We start from the raw sequence: 16,212 nt of genomic DNA, 5'->3' as shown, positions 1-16,212 counted from the left end.
CCAGCGCGCATGCGCTGGCGTATGGCGCAGTGTAGCGGCGCGTTTGCGGGCCGGCCACGCTGGACGTTGACCTTCCGCGCTGGCATGTGAATGCGCCGTGGCCGGAGATGGTCACGGTGATGTCCGCGCGGCTGGCTAGAATGGGTTCACACGCTGCTGCCCCACATGATCGATCGCATGACGCACGCACCCCAAACCGCGCAGGTCATGGGCCTGGTGGCCCTGGAACTGGCCGGTGGCGCCCCGCCCCGCCGGGCCGCGCTGGACCAGGACGCGGCCGGCGCGCTGGCCGAGAGGATTGCCCGCGACCTGGTCGGCCTGGTCCCGCAGATCACCACGCTGGAACTCACCCTGGCCGCCGCGCACTTCGATCCGGCCGAGGCGCTGCGCCCGGGCTGGCCGCTGCATCGGCGCCTGGACGAACTGCGCCAGCGCGCGCCGGGACGCGACCAGGGACCGCGAGTGATCGCCTTTGGCGCCGCAGCCGATGGCGCGGTGCCGCGGCCGTTCCAGGCCGATCCGGAGCTGGTCGGCGGCGCGCTGCGGGTCCTGCCGTTCCTGCTCAGTGGCGCGCCCGGGGACGTCGATGCGGTCGGCCAAGCGCTGGAAGCAGTCCTGATCGAGCGCGGCATGGCCGGCGCCGACACCGCGCTGCAGCTGCAGGACGGGCTGGGGGCGAGGGTCGAGCACGTGCGCTTCATGACCCTGCACGACCTGGCCGCGATGATGGCCCTGCAGTACCAGCACCAGCACCTGGGCGGCCTGTGGCCGCTGATCGAGACCGCGCTGCTGGCACCGGAAGACACGCAGTGGCTGGACGCCCCGCCCGAGCCGCTGCTGCGCTATGCCGACGGCGAGGTGCGCATGGCGCTGCTGGATCCGGCCGCCTGGAGGAAGCGCAATGCCCCGGCGACCGACGATCCTCAGCGCCTGGCCCGTGGCTACGAGCATTACCTGATGCGCCAGCGCCAACTGGCTGCGGTGCTGGAAGCACACGGCATTCCGGTCACCCATGCCCATTGCCCCGATGACCAGGACCTGTGCGCGCATCTGAATACCTGATGCGCTGAGCGAGGTTGCTTCGCCCCGAACACGACACAAGGCGCCGGAAGGCGCCTTGTGCGTTTGCAGCATGTCCTGACGTGGCCCATGCGAGCCGCGGCATGCGCGGCCAGCTTACATCGCCGGTGCGGCCTCGATCACGCCACAGGCCAGGCGGCCGCCGGCGTCGCCGGTGGGCTGGGTTTTGTAGTCGTCGGCCTTCTCGTGGACGATCACCGCCTTGCCGACGATGTCGTACTTGTCGCCCTTGCCGATGTCCACATTGGCCGACAGCATCTGGTCGACGGTGACGTTGCCGTCGGCACTGGCGGTGAGGTTGTTGCTGTCGCCGGCATGGTGCGGGTCGGCGGTGACCTGGCCGTGGTCCACGCCGTCGGGATTGAAGTGGCCGCCGGCACTGGTGCCGTCCGGCGCGCTGCAGTCGCCCTTCTCGTGGATGTGGAAGCCGTGCTCGCCCGGGCTCAGGCCACTGAGGGTGCCGGTGACGCGCACGCCGCCATCGACTGCGGTGAAGCTCAGCTCGCCGGCGACGGTGTTGCCCGCGGTGGGCTTGAGGGTGGCCTTGGCCATGGCCATCGCCGCCTCGCTGGTGGCCGGAGCGCTGCTGGCTGGGGCGCTGGTCGCCGGCGCGGAGGCCGGGGTCGAGGCCACCGGCTCGGTGACCGCTTCAGGCGCCTCGTTGGACTCGGGCTTGCTGCAGGCGGTCAGCGCCAGCAGGGTGGCGGTACACAGCAGGGAACAGGTCAGTCGCATGGATGGTTTCTCCTTTGTCGCGTGGGTCGGATGCATGCAGGATGCATGCGTTCAGCGGATCGCCTTGATCACGCCGCAGGCCACCCGCGCACCGGACTTGCCGGCAGGCTGGGTGGCATAGTCGTCAGGGTCGGCGTGCACCACCAGCGCGCGGCCGAGGATGTCCATCGCGCCCCCGCCCAGGGTCACGCCGGCCAGTTGGGTGTCGACATGGGCGATGCCTTCGGCATCGGCCACCAGGTTGTCCATGTCGCCTGCGTGGTGGGCGCCGATCTTGGCATTGCCATGGGGCTGGTGCGTGGGATTGAAATGACCGCCCGCGCTGGACCCGTCCACCGCGCTGCAGTCGCCGGTCTCGTGGACGTGGAAGCCAAAGCGCCCCAGCGCCGGCAAGCCGCCGATGGTGCCGGCGATGCGCACGCCAGCAGCCGCCGGGGTCAGCTCAAGCTTGCCGCTGACCAGGCTGGCCGAGGCCGATTGCATGATCGCCTGCGCTCCCTGCGCCATCGGCGTGGCCGTGGCCGGTGGCGGCGCGGGCGGCAGCGGTTTGGGCGCGCTGCTGCAGGCTGCCAGCGCCAGCGCGCCGGCCAGGGTCGGCACGCGCAGCAGGCGGCGGCGGGGACAGGGTGGTGACATGGCCGGCAACGCTAGCGGTGGTGGCGTTCAGGCGTCATGAAACACCTGTGCCGTGGTGACCACCGGGGCCAATGGCCGCACGCCGCGGCCTGCTTGGACGCGCTGCGATCAGCGGCGCCTGCGTCCCGAGCCGAGCTTGCGGGTGACCGTGTTGCGGCTCACGCCCAGGCGCGCGGCGGCATCGGCGCGGCGGCCGTTGGTGAACTGCAGCGCCGCCTCCAGCAGGATCCGGTCCAGCCGCGCGCGCGCTTCGGCATGCAGGCCTTCGGCGCCTTCGGCCAGACGCGCACGCGCCCACTGTCCCAGCAGCGCGTCCCACTCGCCAGCGCCCTGCAGGTCCGGCTGGGTGGTGTGGGTGAGCGATTGCTCGACATCACCCACGGTGATGGTGTCCGATGGCGCCAGCGCGGCCAGGCGCCAGCAGACGTTTTCCAGTTCGCGCACGTTGCCGGGCCAGTGGTGGGCGCGCAGTGCCTCGCGCGCCGATGGCGCCACGCGCTTGGCCGGGGTGCCCAGCTTCAGGCAGGCCTGGGCCAGGAAATTCTCGGCCAGCCGTGGCACGTCGCCGCGGCGTTCGCGCAGCGGCGGCAGCTGCAGGCGGACCACATCCAGGCGATGCAGCAAATCGGCGCGAAAACGGCCCTGCTGGACCAGCCCCTCCAGGTCCTGGTGGGTGGCGGCGACCACCCGCACGTCCACCCGAATCAGCTCGCGCCCGCCGACCCGGAAGAATTCGTTCTCCGCCAGCACGCGCAGCAGGCGGGTCTGCAGCGGCAGCGGCATGTCGCCGATTTCATCGAGAAACAAGGTACCGCCGTCGGCCTGCTCGAAGCGGCCGATGTGCCGGCGCTGGGCTCCGGTGAAGGCGCCCGCCTCGTGGCCGAACAGCTCGCTTTCCAGCAGTTCGGCCGGGATGGCCGCGGTGTTGAGGGCCACGAACGGCTTGCGCGCGCGCGGCGACTCGTTGTGCAGCGCACGCGCCACCAGCTCCTTGCCGGTGCCGGTCTCGCCGGTGATCAGCACCGACAGCGGCGCCTGTGCCAGCCGGCCGATTGCGCGGAACAGCGCGCGCATGGCCGGCGTATCACCGATCAGTTCGGACGTGCCGCCACCGGCCGCGGAAACTGCCTGGGGCAACCCGGCCTCGTGCGCTTCCACGCTGGGCAGGGCGCGTGCGGCCAGCGCGACCGCATCGTCCAGGTTGAACGGCTTGGACAGGAATTCCTGGGCGCCGCCGCGGAATGCACCGGCGGTGCTGGCCACGTCGGTATAGGCCGACATGACGATCACCGGCAGCTGCGGATGGGCATGCTTGAGCCGGTCGAGCAGCTTGAGCCCGTCTTCGCCCGGCATGCGCACGTCGGTGAACAGCAGGTCGGGCACCCCGCGGGTGCCCAGCGCCTGCAGCGCCGAGGCCGCACTGTCGAAGCCATCCACGTCGTAGCCGGCATCGCGCAGCGCGGTGGCCAGGACAAAGCGCACCGAGCGGTCGTCGTCGACCACCCAGATGCGCTGGTTGTCTTCAGTGGGCATGGTGTGGCTCCTGGCCGGCATCGCGCGACTGCGGCAGCAGCAGGGTGAACACGGTGTGACCCGGGCGCGAACGGAAGGCCAGCGAACCGCGGTGCTCGCGGGCGACCTGCTGGGCCAGGGCCAGGCCCAGACCGCTGCCTTCGGCGCGCCCGGACACCAGCGGCAGGAACAGGTGCTCGGCCAGTTCCTCCGGCACGCCGCGACCGTCGTCGATGATCTCCAGGCGCAGCGCACGCGCGTGCAGCTGGTCATGGATGCGCAGGCCGTGCTCGACCCGGGTGCGCAGGGTGATCAGGCTGGCGCCGGCCTGCATGGCGTTGCCGACCAGGTTCCACACCGCCTGGGTCAGGCGGTCGGCATCGCCGTGCAGCTCGGGCAGGCTGGGGTCGTAGTCGCGCTGCAGGCGCACCTGGCCGTGGCTTTCGTTCTCGGCCAGGCGCAGCACCCGTTCCAGCACGGCATGGATGTTCAAGGGCGCGTGCGGACGCTGCGAGGCCGGCGACAGCAGCCGATCCAGCAGGTTGTTCAGGCGCTCGGCCTCGGCCTGGATCAGACCGATCAGCTCGCGCTCGTCGTCGTTGTCGTTGCGCTGCCGGGCGCGCCGCGACAGCAGCTGGGCAGCGCCTTTCAGGCCGGCCAGCGGGTTGCGCAGTTCATGGGCCAGGCCACGCAGGGCCGCCGCCAGCGCGCTGGGCAGCGCCTGGGCCGGGTCCAGCGCGGGAAAATCGTCGAGCGGATGGGCTTCCAGCAGCCAGCCGCCGGTGTCGGTGCGTGACAGCCAGCCTTCGGCAAAGCGTGGCGTCTCGCCGGGAAAGCCGATGGCGACCCGGTGCAGGCGCAGCAGGTCGCGGTCGGTGTTGTCCATGAATCGGGCCATGGCATCGCCATCCATTTCCAATGCGGCCAGGGGACGCCCCAGCAGGCGCCGGGGGCTGATGCCCAGCCAGCGCGCGAATGCGGCATTGGCGCCAAGGACCTTTCCTTGTGCATCTGCCCAGGCCACCGGTGTGCTCAGGGCATCCGGGGCGGGTGCGTCGGTCATCGGTGCTGCGGAATCTTCGGATTCGGGATGTTCGGCGTGCGGGAGCGGCATTGCACCATCTTAGTGCAATGCCGCCGTCCGGGGTGACTCAGGCCTCGTAGGCCGATTCACCGTGCGAGGTGATGTCCAGACCCTCGCGTTCGGCTTCCTCGCTCACGCGCAGGCCGACGGTGAACTTGACGATCATGAAGGCCACCAGCGACACCACGCCGGACAGGATCACCGTGGTCAGCACGCCCTGGGCCTGGATCCAGACCTGGCTGCCGATCGAGTACTCCGGCAGCGCGGTCTCGGTGACGTAGTCCCAGATGCCCGACCCGCCCAGCGAGGGCGCCGCGAACACGCCGGTCAGCAGTGCCCCGGTGATGCCGCCCACACCGTGGACGCCGAACACGTCCAGGCTGTCATCGGCGCCGAGCAGCTTCTTCAGCCCGGTCACGCCCCACAGGCACAGCACCCCGGCAATGGCGCCGATGGCCAGCGCACCATTGAGGCCGACGAAGCCTGCCGCCGGGGTGATCGCCACCAGACCGGCCACCGCACCCGAAGCTGCACCCAGCAACGAGGGCTTGCCCTTGGTGATCCATTCCACGAAGGTCCAGGCCAGCACCGCCGCGGCCGTGGCCAGGAAGGTGTTGACGAAGGCGATCGCGGCGGTGCCGCTGCCTTCCAGCGCCGAGCCGGCATTGAAGCCGAACCAGCCCACCCACAGGATGGAGGCGCCGACCATGGTCATGGTCAGGTTGTGCGGCTTGATCGCATCGCGCCCGTAGCCGGTGCGCTTGCCGATGACGAAGGCACCGACCAGGCCGGCGACTGCGGCATTGATGTGGACCACGGTACCGCCGGCGAAATCCAGCGCGCCCAGGGCGAACAGCCTGCCGGACTTGCCCAGCGCGGCGGTGGCCGCATCGGCGTCGGTGAAGGCGTCCGGACCCGGGAAGAACCACACCATGTGCGCCATCGGGGTATAGGCAAAGGTGAACCACAGCACGGTGAACAGCAGCACGCCGGCAAACTTCACCCGCTCGGCGAACGCGCCCAGGATCAGCGCGCAGGTGATGCAGGCGAACGCGCCCTGGAACACGAAGAAGGTCAATTCAGAGATGTACACGCCCTTGGTGAAGGTGGCCCCGACGCCACTGGAGGTCAGGCCGCTGGCCCACAACCGGTCCCAGCCGCCGATGAACGAATTGCCTTCGGTGAAGGCCAGGCTGTAGCCATACAAGGACCACAGCACCGCCACCAGCGAGAACACCACCAGGTTCTGGATCAGGATCGACAGCACGTTCTTGCTGCGCACCAGACCGCCGTAGAACAGGGCCAGACCGGGCAGGGTCATGAAGATCACCAGCGCCGCACTGACCAGCACCCAGACGTTGTCGGCCTTGCTGACCGAAGGGGCCGGCGCGGCTTCGGCCGGTGCCGCTTCTGCAGGGGCGGCCTCGGCTGCCGCGGCCGGCGCGGCCTCGGTCGTGGCCGCTTCGGTCGCTGGCGCGGCCGGGTCCTGTGCGGCGTAGGCGACGGTGGCGAAGGTCAGGCTGCACATCGCCGCGAGGGCCAGGACCTGGAGGCGGGTTTTCCACCCGGAGAACAAATGCATTTTCATGTGGGGATCTCCGAGTGGGGGCTAGAGCGCGTCGGCGCCGACTTCGCCGGTGCGGATGCGGATGACCTGGTCGATCGAGGTCACGAAGATCTTGCCGTCGCCGATCTTGCCGGTGCCGGCGGCCTGCTGGATGGCTTCGATCACCGCCTCCAGGCGCTCGTCGGTGACGACCGTTTCGATCTTGATCTTGGGCAGGAAGTCGACGACGTACTCGGCGCCGCGATACAACTCGGTGTGGCCCTTCTGGCGCCCGAAGCCCTTGACTTCGGTGACGGTGATGCCCGAGACGCCTGTCTGCGACAGCGCCTCCCGGACTTCGTCCAGCTTGAACGGGCGGATGATGGCGGTGATCAGTTTCATGCGCATTCCCCGATGGTGGATGGAACGACCGGCGCAGCCGGCCGACGTTGGTGTACTGCGTGCTCAGCCCCGGCGCATCCCGCGCCGACGGGTGATGATGGAACGACCCATGGGCCGCGCCGGACCGACAGGACAAGGACCGGTCGGGTTCGGCGTGGGAGGGAGGGACGATGCGACCCATGGGCGCCCACGTTTGCCTTTCCCCGGTACTGCAATTCCAGTGCGCGATCACCCCTGTCCATTGCACCTGGCCGATCGCCGAGGCCAGGTGCGGAGAAAAGGTGCAGCGCTGGCGGTGGGTGGGAGGGGAGGTCCACCGCCAGCGCCGCGTTTGCTCAGTTGGCGTAGTACAGCTGGTACTCCAGCGGGTGGGTCGCTGCCCGGAACTTGGTGACTTCCTGCATCTTCAGGTCGATGTAGCCATCGATCAGGTCATCGGAGAACACGCCGCCGGCCTTGAGGAACTCGCGGTCGCCGTCCAGCGCGGCCAGGGCCTGGTCCAGCGAGGAGCAGACCTGCGGGATCAGCTTTTCTTCTTCCGGCGGCAGGTCGTACAGGTCCTTGTCCGAAGGCGCGCCCGGGTCGATCTGGTTCTTGATGCCGTCCAGGCCGGCCATCATCAGCGCGGTGAAGGTCAGGTAGCCGGACTGCAGCGGATCGGGGAAGCGCACTTCGATGCGCCGGGCCTTGGGATTGGCCACCCACGGAATGCGGCACGAGGCCGAGCGGTTGCGCGCCGAGTAGGCCAGCATCACCGGCGCTTCGAAGCCCGGGACCAGGCGCTTGTAGCTGTTGGTGCCGGAGTTGGCGAAGGCGTTGATCGCCTTGGCATGCTTGAACACGCCGCCGATGTACCACAGCGCCAGCTGCGACAGGCCGCCGTAGCCGTCGCCGGTGAACAGGTTGGTGCCACCCTTGGCCAGCGACTGGTGCACGTGCATGCCACTGCCGTTGTCGCCGACGATCGGCTTGGGCATGAAGGTGGCGGTCTTGCCGTTGCGGAAGGCCACGTTCTTGACGATGTACTTCATCGCCAGCAGCTCGTCGGCCTTCTTGACCAGTGAGTTGAAGCGGGTGCCGATCTCGCACTGGCCGGCGGTGGCCACTTCGTGGTGGTGGACCTCGGTGGAGATGCCGACCAGTTCCAGGGTCTTGACCATCTCGGCGCGGATGTCGTGCAGCGAGTCGGTCGGCGGGACCGGGAAGTAGCCGCCCTTGACGCCCGGCCGGTAGCCGCTGTTGCCGCCTTCGTACTTGGCGCCGGAATTCCAGGCCGCCTCTTCCGAATCGACCTTGAAGAAGGTGTTGCCCATGTCGTTGGCAAAGCGCACCGAGTCGAAGATGAAGAACTCCGGCTCCGGGCCGAAGAAGGCCTGGTCGGCGATGCCCGAGGACTGCAGGTAGGCCTCGGCGCGCTTGGCCACCCCACGCGGGCAGCGCGCGTAGGCGGTCATGGTGGCCGGGTCCAGCACATCGCAGGTGAGGTTGATGGTCGGATCGGCGTAGAACGGATCCAGGTAGGCGGTGTCGGCGTCGGGCATCAGGACCATGTCCGATTCGTTGATGCCCTTCCAGCCGCTGATGGAGCTGCCGTCGAACATCTTGCCTTCTTCAAACAGGCCCGGCTCGACGATGTTGATCGGGAAGGTCACGTGCTGCTGCACGCCACGCAGGTCAACGAAGCGCAGGTCGACGAACTCGGCCTTGGTTTCCTTGATCAGCTTTTCGACTTTGTCGAGGGACATCTTTGCTCCTGAGGATCTTTTGGTGAGGTGGAATTGTGTGACGGGTGTATCGCAAGGCGCGTGCCAAGTCGTTTGAGTCCGTAAGTGACTGTTTTGTATACAACCCCTTCACACGCCGCATCATGGATTTGCGCTTTTTTGGTGCATATTGTGTTTTTTAGCACCATGGGCGTGCATCCAGAAATCCTCGTATTCTTGGTACCCCCCTGTCGTGCCTGGTCCCATGTCCGAACTGTTCGCCGCGCTGTTGCTTGGCATCCTTGAAGGCCTCACCGAATTCCTGCCCATCTCCAGCACCGGCCACCTGCTGATCGCCGAGCGTTGGCTGGGGCACCGCAGCGACCTGTTCAACATCGGCATCCAGGCCGGCGCGATCCTGGCCGTGGTACTGATCTACCGGCAGCGGCTGTGGCAGCTGCTCGCAGGCTTCCTCAAGCCCGACCAGGCCGCGCTGCCGAGCATCGACGGCGATAGCCCGCGCGGCTATTCGCTGAAGCTGGCGCTGGCCTTCCTGGTCACCGCAGTGCTGGGGCTGGTGGTCAAGAAGCTCGGGTTCGCGCTGCCCGAGACGGTCACGCCGATCGCCTGGGCGCTGATCATCGGTGGGGTGTGGATGATCGCGGCCGAGTACTTCGCCGAGCGGCGCGCGCTGACGCTGGGTGAACGGGCGCGCATCACCTGGACCGTGGCGATCCTGGTGGGCATCGCCCAGGTCGTGGCCGGGGTTTTCCCGGGCACCTCGCGCTCGGCGGCGACGATCTTCATGGCGCTGCTGGCCGGTACCACCAAGCGCGCCTCGGCGACCGAGTTCGCCTTCCTGATCGGCATCCCGACGATGTTCGCAGCCAGCGGCTACCAGCTGATGGAAGTGGTGCGCTCGGGCCAGGCCGCGCAGGAGGACTGGGGCCTGTTCGCGGCGGCGTTCATCGCCAGCGCGGTGACCGCCTTCATCGCGGTCAAGTGGCTGCTGGGCTACATCCAGAGCCATCGCTTCACCGTGTTCGCGGTATACCGCATGCTCCTGGGCGCGGCCTTGCTGCTGTTCCTGCCCAGCGGCGCCTGAGCCACCGGGCTGCGCGACGAAAAGGCCCGCATGGTGCGGGCCTCCCTCTTTGCACCAAGATGATGCGTCAGCCGGCCAGGACCTTGCCGTTGAGGGTGTAGGTGCCGACCCACTCGGCCTGCGCCAGCACGTGGCCTTCGATCGCCGCCAGCACGTCCTTGCCGGTGAAACCGGGCTTGAGCGGCAGCGTCTGCGCATCCAGCGCGTACAGGCGAAAATGGTAGTGGTGCAGGCGCAAGTCGTTGTACGGCGGGTACGGGCCGTCGTAGCCAAAGTACTGGCCGTCCAGATCGGCGTTGCCCGCAAAGTAGCCGGTGTAGTCGTTCAGGCCCTGGCGCGATCCGGCCGGGCCGGATGGATTGCGCTTGCCCTTGGCCACGAAGCCATCGCTGCAGCTGCCCGCAGGGATTTCTCGTACCTCGGCCGGAATGTCCACCATCACCCAGTGGAAGAAGTCCGCACGCGGCTGCTCGACCGGCACCTCCATGTCGTCGCGGTTGGTGGTGTCCGGCACGGTCGGCACATCCGGGTCCACGCACAGCAGGGCGAACGAGCGCGTCCCCTCGGGCACCTGGTCCCAGGCCAGGTGTGGGTTGCGGTCGGGGGCGAAGCCGTGGGCGTGGCCGCCGGCGAATTCGGCCGGGATCAGGGCGCCATTGGCGAAGCTGTCACTGTGAATGCGCATGCAGGTCTCCTGTGCTCCCGTCGGGAATGGGCTCACGCGCCAGTGTGCCGCGGCCTGCGGTGAGGGCGGGGCGAACGTGCTGGCCGCACTCCAGGGCCGGCCGTCCAGCCGCACCACGCGTGGATCATGCAGGCCGATCACCAGCACCTGGGGCAGGTGCGGCAATCGACACGGGCCCCCTTCACCCGGCGGTCCGAGGATGGCCGGTCAGCAGCTGGTCAGCCGGTCGGTGACCCAGCGTTCGCCGAAGCCGTCGCACTGCGCGTTCTCGATGAAGCCGCAGTGCCCGCCCCAGCGCGCCACTTCCAGCCTGGCGATCGGCGGCAGCTGCCAGCGGGCGAAGTCGGCGAAGGGGATCACCGGATCGTCCTGGGCCATCAGGATGTTGGCCGGCACGGCCAGGGTGGCGAGCCGGTTGCCAGCCACCGAATACCCGTCCAGATAGTTTTCCAGGGTGCCGAAGTCGGTTTCGTGCTCGACCATCCAGCGGGTCAGTTCGCGCACGCTCAGCGACAGGGTCTGGTCGTCATAGAGATGGCGCTCGGGGAACAGCGCGCGCTTGCGCTCCAGCGAACGGCGCCACCTGCGCTGGAAATACCAGTGGTACAGCGGCAGCCCACGTTCCATGCCGAGCAGTGCCGAATGCGGGTCCAGCACCGGACACACCGCGGCCACGTGCTTGAGCGGCAGGCCGGCCTGCGGCGCGCGCAGCGCCAGGCGCAGGACGAAGTTGCCGCCCAGCGAATAGCCGGCGGCCACCATCGGCCGCTGCGGGAAGCGCTGGGCCACGTCGCAGGCCGCGTGCAGCACTTCGGGCAGCAGGCAGGAGTGGAAGATCTCTTCGTTGAGATGGTGGGTGTCGCCGTGGTCGCGGAAGTTCAGCCGCACCACTTCGTAGCCCGCCTCCAGCAGGCTGGCGGCGGTCATGCGCATGTAGCTGGATTCGGCACTGCCTTCCCAGCCATGCAGCAGCAGCGCCAGGCCGCGCACTTCCATGCCCGGGATCAGCGTGTGCCAGCCCTGCAGGCGCACCCCGGCGCCGCCATCGAAGATGTGCTCGGTGCTCTGCGCGCCCAGCGCCTGCAGCCGGCGCAGGCCGCGTCGCCGGCGCAGGTCACTGGAACTGAGGATCGACTGCAGGTGCGCGTTGCGCAGCCAGCGCGGTGGCAGGTAGTCATCGGGCGAGGCTGGGTCGCGCTCCTGGCCCTGGCTGCTGGTGCTGGTCTGCGCCGGCGGCACGTGGTGCGCCGTGGACAGTTCGGGCCGGCCGCTCAAGCCGAACACCTCAGGCGCCCATCGCTGCGATGATGCGCGCGCGCGCGGTTTCGGCGATCTGGCGACGCCCCTGCACCTGGTCCGGGTAGATCGGCTCCAGGAAGCACACTTCGGCTTGGCGCGAGGGCTCGCCCAACAGCCGCAGGAAGTTGCCGAAGAAGCTTTCGCCCGGAGCAAAGGCCACCACCGTCTGCGCCTGGCCATGCGCGCCGTAGCGCAGCGCCACCGGCTGCACCGGCACCCCTGCCTCGACCGCCGGCTGGAAGATGCGCGCATGGAACGGCCCGACTTCGTGGCCATCGCGGGTGCGACCTTCGGGGAACACTGCCACCGGGCGGCCTTCCTTCAGGCGTTCGGTCATGGCCTCCATCACCCCGCCCAGCGACTCGGTACTGCCGCGCTGGTGGAAGATGGTCTCACCGCGCGCGGCCAGCCAGCCCACCAACGGCCAGCCGCGGATTTCCTGCTTGGCCACGAAGCCGACCATGCGCTGGCTGTGCACCATCTCGATGTCCACCCAGCTGACGTGGTTGCAGACCAACAGCACCGCGCCCTTGAGCGGCGTGCCGCGGCGGCGCAGGCGAAAGCCGAAGATCCGCAGCAACGTCGCCGACCAGTGTTCCACCGAGAACTGCTTGAGCGTGCGTCCGGCCACCGGCAGGTCCGCCCACAGCGGCACCATCATCAACATCAGCAGCGGCAGCATGACCAACACATGCACCAGCAACAGCGGCGTGCGCAGCAGGTACCGGAACGCGCGGCCGGCGCCGCCTGCCGCGGGCACCGAGGTGGGGGTGGAAATCATGAGGGCACGATACCGGAACGCCTCGGCGTCCTGCTACCGGAACGACCGAAGGCAGCGTTCGGTCCGGCCTGCAGGCTTGACCTCATCTGCACCTGGCCGGTGTCGAAGCCACCCAGCGCCCGCCTCAGGCCGGCCTGGTCACCACGGCCAGGGTCAGGCGCGAAACGCACACCAGCTTGCCGCGCGCGTTCTCGATGCGGATGTCCCACACCTGGGTGCTGCGGCCGATGTGCACGGCGCGCGCGGTGCCGGTCACCAGGCCGGTCTTCTCGCTGCGGATGTGGTTGGCGTTGATCTCCAGACCGACCACGCCCTGGCGCTCGGGGTCCGGCACGCTCAGGCCGCCGGCCAGACTGCCCAGGGTTTCAGCCAGGACCACCGAGGCGCCGCCGTGCAGCAGGCCGAACGGTTGGTGGGTGCGCGGCTCGACCGGCATGGTCCCGCGCAGCCAGTCCTCGCCGGCCTCGGTGATGACGATGCCCAGGTGCCCGACCAGGTTGCCGGCGGACATTGCATTGATGGCGTCAAGATCGATCGGGGCGCGGAACACCATGAGACCTTCCTTCTTTCCTTGCCGGTTACAGGATGGGCGCCAGACCGGCGCCGAAGGCAATCAGGATACGCGCGTACAGCCGCTTGGGGCCGATGCTCACTTCCGGGAAATCGCCCACCGATCTGTAGCAGGTGTTGAACATCGGGTCGTTGACCTGCAGCGGCTGCGGACACTGCTCGCTGGGCATGAACTCGTAGCTGGTGGCGTAACGCCAGGGCCAGATGTCGAACAGCGGCAACGCCGACGAGATCTTGTCCAGACTGTAGTTGAGGCCGGACACGATCGGCGGCTTTTCGCGCGGGGCGATCACCCACGAATTCTCCGGCGCGATGTCACGCCGGATGCTGGCTTCCAGCTGCTGGGCGAAGGCGCGGTCGGGGATGACCACCACCGCCTCGGTGTTGTAGTCGACCGAGCGCGGATCGAAGTTGTGGGTGCCGATCACCGCGATGTCATCGTCGATCACAATCGACTTGGCATGCAGACCCATGCGCACGCCGGCGCGCTTGAGCGGCAGTGGGTCGCTGGCCGGTCCCTTGCTCAGGAACGAGGGCCGGTTCTCGGTGCGCTGCAGGCGCCGGTCCACGCGGTTCTTCTGACGCGCGCGGCGGCTGGCGCGGTCGGCCTGTTCGTCGCGATCGACCATGCCGAACGGCCGGCTGCCCGGCATCGAGGTGCGGATGAGGGTGTCGCGGACATCCTGTGCCGGCGATGCGGTGGGTGTGCTGCCATCAGGCAAGGTCCCCGGCGGCAGCATGGTCGCGTAGTTCACCGGCGGATCCTGCGGGAACGGCTTGTATTCGTACAGGCGGAAGCCCAGCGTGCGCAGGTACAGGCGCTTGTACTTGGCCGAGACCGAATACACGATCGGGTTGTCGGTGGCCGCCAGGCTGTTGGTGGACACCACCACCTGCGGTGGATCAGGCCGCTTGCGCAGGTCCTTGAAGAATGCCCGGGCGCGGTCGGACATGATCAGGTACGGGGTCTGCATCAGGATCTGGTCCTGCGCGTTGCGCAGCAGCGTCCCCAGCTCGCTGTCGGAGGGCGCGGCCGTTTCCGGATCGTCGGCGCGGTGCTTGCGCGGGGTGTCGGCGATGTAGCTGACCTTGCCCACCGGCAACGCATGGGCCACCAGGCGCCCGTCGATCACCTCCGGATCACTGGCGTCGGCGTCCATGTCCTCGACCCGGTCCGGGCGCCTGAAGGGTTCGGCCGGCATTGTCGGCACGCCCTTGTCCAGCAGCACCCTGCCGACATCGTCCAGGCGCTCGGCGACGATGCTGCGCGGCGCGTTCCAGAACTGCGCGAAACTGCGCGCCATGTCCGCACCCTCCGGGCCGGCGATCAGCACATCGCGGTCGCGGAAGTTGTACTCGGCATCCCAGTCGTAATAGTCGTCCTGGTAATTGCGCCCGCCGACGATGCCGACCACGCCGTCGACCAGCAGCAGCTTGGTGTGCATGCGCTGGTTGAAACGGCGAAAGCAGCACAGCACGCTGGCCGCGTAGTCCAGATAGCCCGGCACGGCCTGGTTGAAGGTGGGGTTGTAGATGCGCAGGGCGAAGTTGCGATGGGCGCCGGACAGCGCCGCCAGCATGTCCAGGTTGGAAATGGCCGAGAGCTGGTCGATCAACAGCCGCACCCGCACCCCGCGCCGGGCGGCGGCCAGCAGCGCATCGAGCACCATGCGCGCGCTGTCGTCAGTGTCGAAGATGTAGGTCTGCAGGTCGACGGTGCGGCGGGCGGCGCGGATCAGGTTGAGCCGGGCCAGCAGCGCGTCTTCGCCGCGGTCCAACAGCAGCGCATAGTGGTGCGGCGCGGTCGGGGTGGACTGGGCCATGGCCGTATCGGCCAGCGCGCGCAGCGGCGAGACCTCGGCGCAGGCATTGGCCTGGTCGCATGCCACCACCTGTGAGCGCGCGGCCTGGGCGATGGCCACGGACCGCGCGTGCTCGGCCTGGGACAGGCTGGCGCAGCCACTGCCCAGCAGGGACAGCAGCAGGGCCAGGGCCCCCAACGATTGCCTCAAGGCGTGCTCTCCGGCGGCTCGACCCGCGCGTGTAGAAGGAACACCACCCGGTCATTGATGGCCAGCTTCAGGCTGTCCATCTCGTAGTCGCTGCGGCGCACCGCGCCGGACAGGACCACGTCGCAATCCAGCGCCGGCCGGCTGCAGGCGGCCGGCTGCACGGTCAGCGTTTCCGGGCGGCGGATGCCACGGATCACCAGGTCACCGGTGATCTGGCCGCCGTCGCGCAGGACCGCGGTGTCGTAGGGATCGGAGATGAAAACCACTTCAGGCCACTTGTCCGCGTCAAAGAACGCACTGCCACGCGCCCATCGCGCATAGCGCTCATGATCGTTGATCTGCACGTCCGCCGTATACATCCGCAACGTCACCTGGTGGCGCCCGTCGGGCAGCACCGTGACCACGCCTTGGTAATGGGGGAACCGGCCTTCCAGGGTCTGGCCCCAGCGGGTGGACAGCGCGAAGCCCAGCCGGGTGTGCTGCTTGTCCAGGGGCATGGCCGGCGACTGCGCCGCGGCCGCCACACACAGTGTCAGCCCGATCCACGCGCAGACACGGGCCACGCGGTCAAGCTTCAGGGCCACCAGAACGCCGACAGGGTGGCTGCACCGGGTTCAACCGGACCTTCGCTGGCGAAGGCCAGCACCGCGATGGAGCCGGGCGGCATGCCGCGGTATTGACTGCTGCTGCCGCTGTGCAGCAGCGCGGCCAGCCGCTCCAGACCCGGGTTGTGGCCCAGCAGCAGCAGGCGATCGACATCGCGGTGCGCATCGGCCAGCCCGATCAGGGTGCCGGCGGTGGCCTCGTAAATGCTTTCCTCCAGGCACTGCTCGACGTAGCCGGTGACGCCCACGACCGCTTCGAGAGTCTCGCGGGTGCGCCGGGCCGGCGAATACAGCACCCGGTCGGGTACCAGCCGGTGTTGGACCAGCCAACGGCCGGCGGCTTCGGCCTCGAGCACCCCGTGCGGGGCCAGCGGGCGATCGAAGTCCGACTGCCCCGGCAGGGCCGGTTCGGCATGGGCGTGGCGCAGCAGGATCAGTTCACGCATGGGGACGACCG

16 protein-coding genes are annotated in these 16,212 nt (G+C 68.7%); 2 read left to right on the top strand and 14 right to left on the bottom strand.

Annotated elements, in window-relative coordinates:
• Positions 1–177: 177 nt before the first annotated feature.
• On the top strand, positions 178–1,062 hold the full coding sequence (locus DSC_RS01030) for a hypothetical protein (protein ID WP_043290833.1): 885 nt from the start codon (positions 178–180) through the stop codon (positions 1,060–1,062).
• A gap of 114 nt (positions 1,063–1,176) precedes the next feature.
• Here the strand turns inward: DSC_RS01030 and DSC_RS01025 are convergent, their stop codons facing one another.
• The 7 genes from DSC_RS01025 to glnA all read right to left on the bottom strand — a co-directional run bounded on the left by DSC_RS01025 (position 1,177) and on the right by glnA (position 8,740).
• Positions 1,177–1,815, bottom strand: a complete 639-nt coding sequence (locus DSC_RS01025) for a superoxide dismutase family protein (protein WP_014159247.1) — start codon at positions 1,813–1,815, stop codon at positions 1,177–1,179.
• 51 nt (positions 1,816–1,866) lie between these two features.
• The gene (locus DSC_RS01020) at positions 1,867–2,451 is read right to left on the bottom strand and encodes a superoxide dismutase family protein (RefSeq protein WP_014159246.1); all 585 of its coding nucleotides are present in this window, start codon (positions 2,449–2,451) and stop codon (positions 1,867–1,869) included.
• Positions 2,452–2,559: 108 nt separating this feature from the next.
• Positions 2,560–3,984 carry a nitrogen regulation protein NR(I) gene (gene ntrC / locus DSC_RS01015; RefSeq protein WP_014159245.1) on the bottom strand — a complete coding sequence of 475 codons (1,425 nt, stop codon included), beginning with the start codon at positions 3,982–3,984 and terminating at the stop codon, positions 2,560–2,562.
• Positions 3,974–5,026, bottom strand: a complete 1,053-nt coding sequence (locus DSC_RS01010; RefSeq protein WP_043290830.1) for a two-component system sensor histidine kinase NtrB — start codon at positions 5,024–5,026, stop codon at positions 3,974–3,976. Before DSC_RS01010 ends, ntrC begins: the two co-directional genes overlap by 11 nt.
• Before the next feature lie 88 nt (positions 5,027–5,114).
• Positions 5,115–6,635, bottom strand: coding sequence for an ammonium transporter (locus DSC_RS01005; protein WP_043290279.1), 1,521 nt, complete (start codon positions 6,633–6,635; stop codon positions 5,115–5,117).
• A gap of 21 nt (positions 6,636–6,656) precedes the next feature.
• The gene (locus DSC_RS01000; protein WP_014159242.1) at positions 6,657–6,995 is read right to left on the bottom strand and encodes a P-II family nitrogen regulator; all 339 of its coding nucleotides are present in this window, start codon (positions 6,993–6,995) and stop codon (positions 6,657–6,659) included.
• A gap of 335 nt (positions 6,996–7,330) precedes the next feature.
• On the bottom strand, positions 7,331–8,740 hold the full coding sequence (gene glnA / locus DSC_RS00995; protein WP_014159241.1) for a type I glutamate--ammonia ligase: 1,410 nt from the start codon (positions 8,738–8,740) through the stop codon (positions 7,331–7,333).
• 223 nt (positions 8,741–8,963) lie between these two features.
• On the opposite strand from glnA, the gene DSC_RS00990 reads away from it, so the two are divergent.
• On the top strand, positions 8,964–9,803 hold the full coding sequence (locus tag DSC_RS00990) for an undecaprenyl-diphosphate phosphatase (protein ID WP_014159240.1): 840 nt from the start codon (positions 8,964–8,966) through the stop codon (positions 9,801–9,803).
• 67 nt (positions 9,804–9,870) lie between these two features.
• Here the strand turns inward: DSC_RS00990 and DSC_RS00985 are convergent, their stop codons facing one another.
• The 7 genes from DSC_RS00985 to DSC_RS00955 all read right to left on the bottom strand — a co-directional run bounded on the left by DSC_RS00985 (position 9,871) and on the right by DSC_RS00955 (position 16,201).
• Positions 9,871–10,488, bottom strand: a complete 618-nt coding sequence (locus DSC_RS00985; protein ID WP_043290828.1) for a YbhB/YbcL family Raf kinase inhibitor-like protein — start codon at positions 10,486–10,488, stop codon at positions 9,871–9,873.
• Between the two features lie 207 nt (positions 10,489–10,695).
• Entirely contained in the window at positions 10,696–11,658 is a 963-nt protein-coding gene (locus DSC_RS00980; protein WP_043290826.1) for a YheT family hydrolase, read from the bottom strand.
• 115 nt (positions 11,659–11,773) lie between these two features.
• Complete coding sequence (locus tag DSC_RS00975; RefSeq protein ID WP_014159237.1) at positions 11,774–12,568, bottom strand: lysophospholipid acyltransferase family protein; 795 nt, start codon at positions 12,566–12,568, stop codon at positions 11,774–11,776.
• A gap of 124 nt (positions 12,569–12,692) precedes the next feature.
• Positions 12,693–13,121 carry a hotdog fold thioesterase gene (locus DSC_RS00970; RefSeq protein WP_014159236.1) on the bottom strand — a complete coding sequence of 143 codons (429 nt, stop codon included), beginning with the start codon at positions 13,119–13,121 and terminating at the stop codon, positions 12,693–12,695.
• Between the two features lie 25 nt (positions 13,122–13,146).
• Complete coding sequence (locus tag DSC_RS00965; RefSeq protein ID WP_148268066.1) at positions 13,147–15,150, bottom strand: phospholipase D family protein; 2,004 nt, start codon at positions 15,148–15,150, stop codon at positions 13,147–13,149.
• Positions 15,147–15,734 carry a YceI family protein gene (locus DSC_RS00960; RefSeq protein ID WP_014159234.1) on the bottom strand — a complete coding sequence of 196 codons (588 nt, stop codon included), beginning with the start codon at positions 15,732–15,734 and terminating at the stop codon, positions 15,147–15,149. The genes DSC_RS00965 and DSC_RS00960 overlap by 4 nt, the downstream gene beginning before the upstream one ends.
• Complete coding sequence (locus DSC_RS00955) at positions 15,725–16,201, bottom strand: SixA phosphatase family protein (protein WP_014159233.1); 477 nt, start codon at positions 16,199–16,201, stop codon at positions 15,725–15,727. Before DSC_RS00955 ends, DSC_RS00960 begins: the two co-directional genes overlap by 10 nt.
• Positions 16,202–16,212: the final 11 nt, after the last annotated feature.

It is taken from the genome of Pseudoxanthomonas spadix BD-a59 (assembly GCF_000233915.3).
GTDB lineage: Bacteria > Pseudomonadota > Gammaproteobacteria > Xanthomonadales > Xanthomonadaceae > Pseudoxanthomonas_A > Pseudoxanthomonas_A spadix.
Note: the sequence above shows the minus strand (reverse complement) of the source record. Positions and strands in the feature narration are given on the sequence as shown.

Coding starts and splice junctions, on each gene's coding strand:
- DSC_RS00970 (WP_014159236.1), bottom strand. CDS start 13,121: ATGGTGTTCCGCGCCCCGATCGATCTTGACGCCATCAATGCAATGTCC.
- DSC_RS01000 (WP_014159242.1), bottom strand. CDS start 6,995: ATGAAACTGATCACCGCCATCATCCGCCCGTTCAAGCTGGACGAAGTC.
- DSC_RS01025 (WP_014159247.1), bottom strand. CDS start 1,815: ATGCGACTGACCTGTTCCCTGCTGTGTACCGCCACCCTGCTGGCGCTG.
- DSC_RS01010 (WP_043290830.1), bottom strand. CDS start 5,026: ATGACCGACGCACCCGCCCCGGATGCCCTGAGCACACCGGTGGCCTGG.
- ntrC (WP_014159245.1), bottom strand. CDS start 3,984: ATGCCCACTGAAGACAACCAGCGCATCTGGGTGGTCGACGACGACCGC.
- glnA (WP_014159241.1), bottom strand. CDS start 8,740: ATGTCCCTCGACAAAGTCGAAAAGCTGATCAAGGAAACCAAGGCCGAG.
- DSC_RS01005 (WP_043290279.1), bottom strand. CDS start 6,635: ATGAAAATGCATTTGTTCTCCGGGTGGAAAACCCGCCTCCAGGTCCTG.
- DSC_RS00985 (WP_043290828.1), bottom strand. CDS start 10,488: ATGCGCATTCACAGTGACAGCTTCGCCAATGGCGCCCTGATCCCGGCC.
- DSC_RS01020 (WP_014159246.1), bottom strand. CDS start 2,451: ATGTCACCACCCTGTCCCCGCCGCCGCCTGCTGCGCGTGCCGACCCTG.
- DSC_RS00990 (WP_014159240.1), top strand. CDS start 8,964: ATGTCCGAACTGTTCGCCGCGCTGTTGCTTGGCATCCTTGAAGGCCTC.
- DSC_RS00955 (WP_014159233.1), bottom strand. CDS start 16,201: ATGCGTGAACTGATCCTGCTGCGCCACGCCCATGCCGAACCGGCCCTG.
- DSC_RS01030 (WP_043290833.1), top strand. CDS start 178: ATGACGCACGCACCCCAAACCGCGCAGGTCATGGGCCTGGTGGCCCTG.
- DSC_RS00975 (WP_014159237.1), bottom strand. CDS start 12,568: ATGATTTCCACCCCCACCTCGGTGCCCGCGGCAGGCGGCGCCGGCCGC.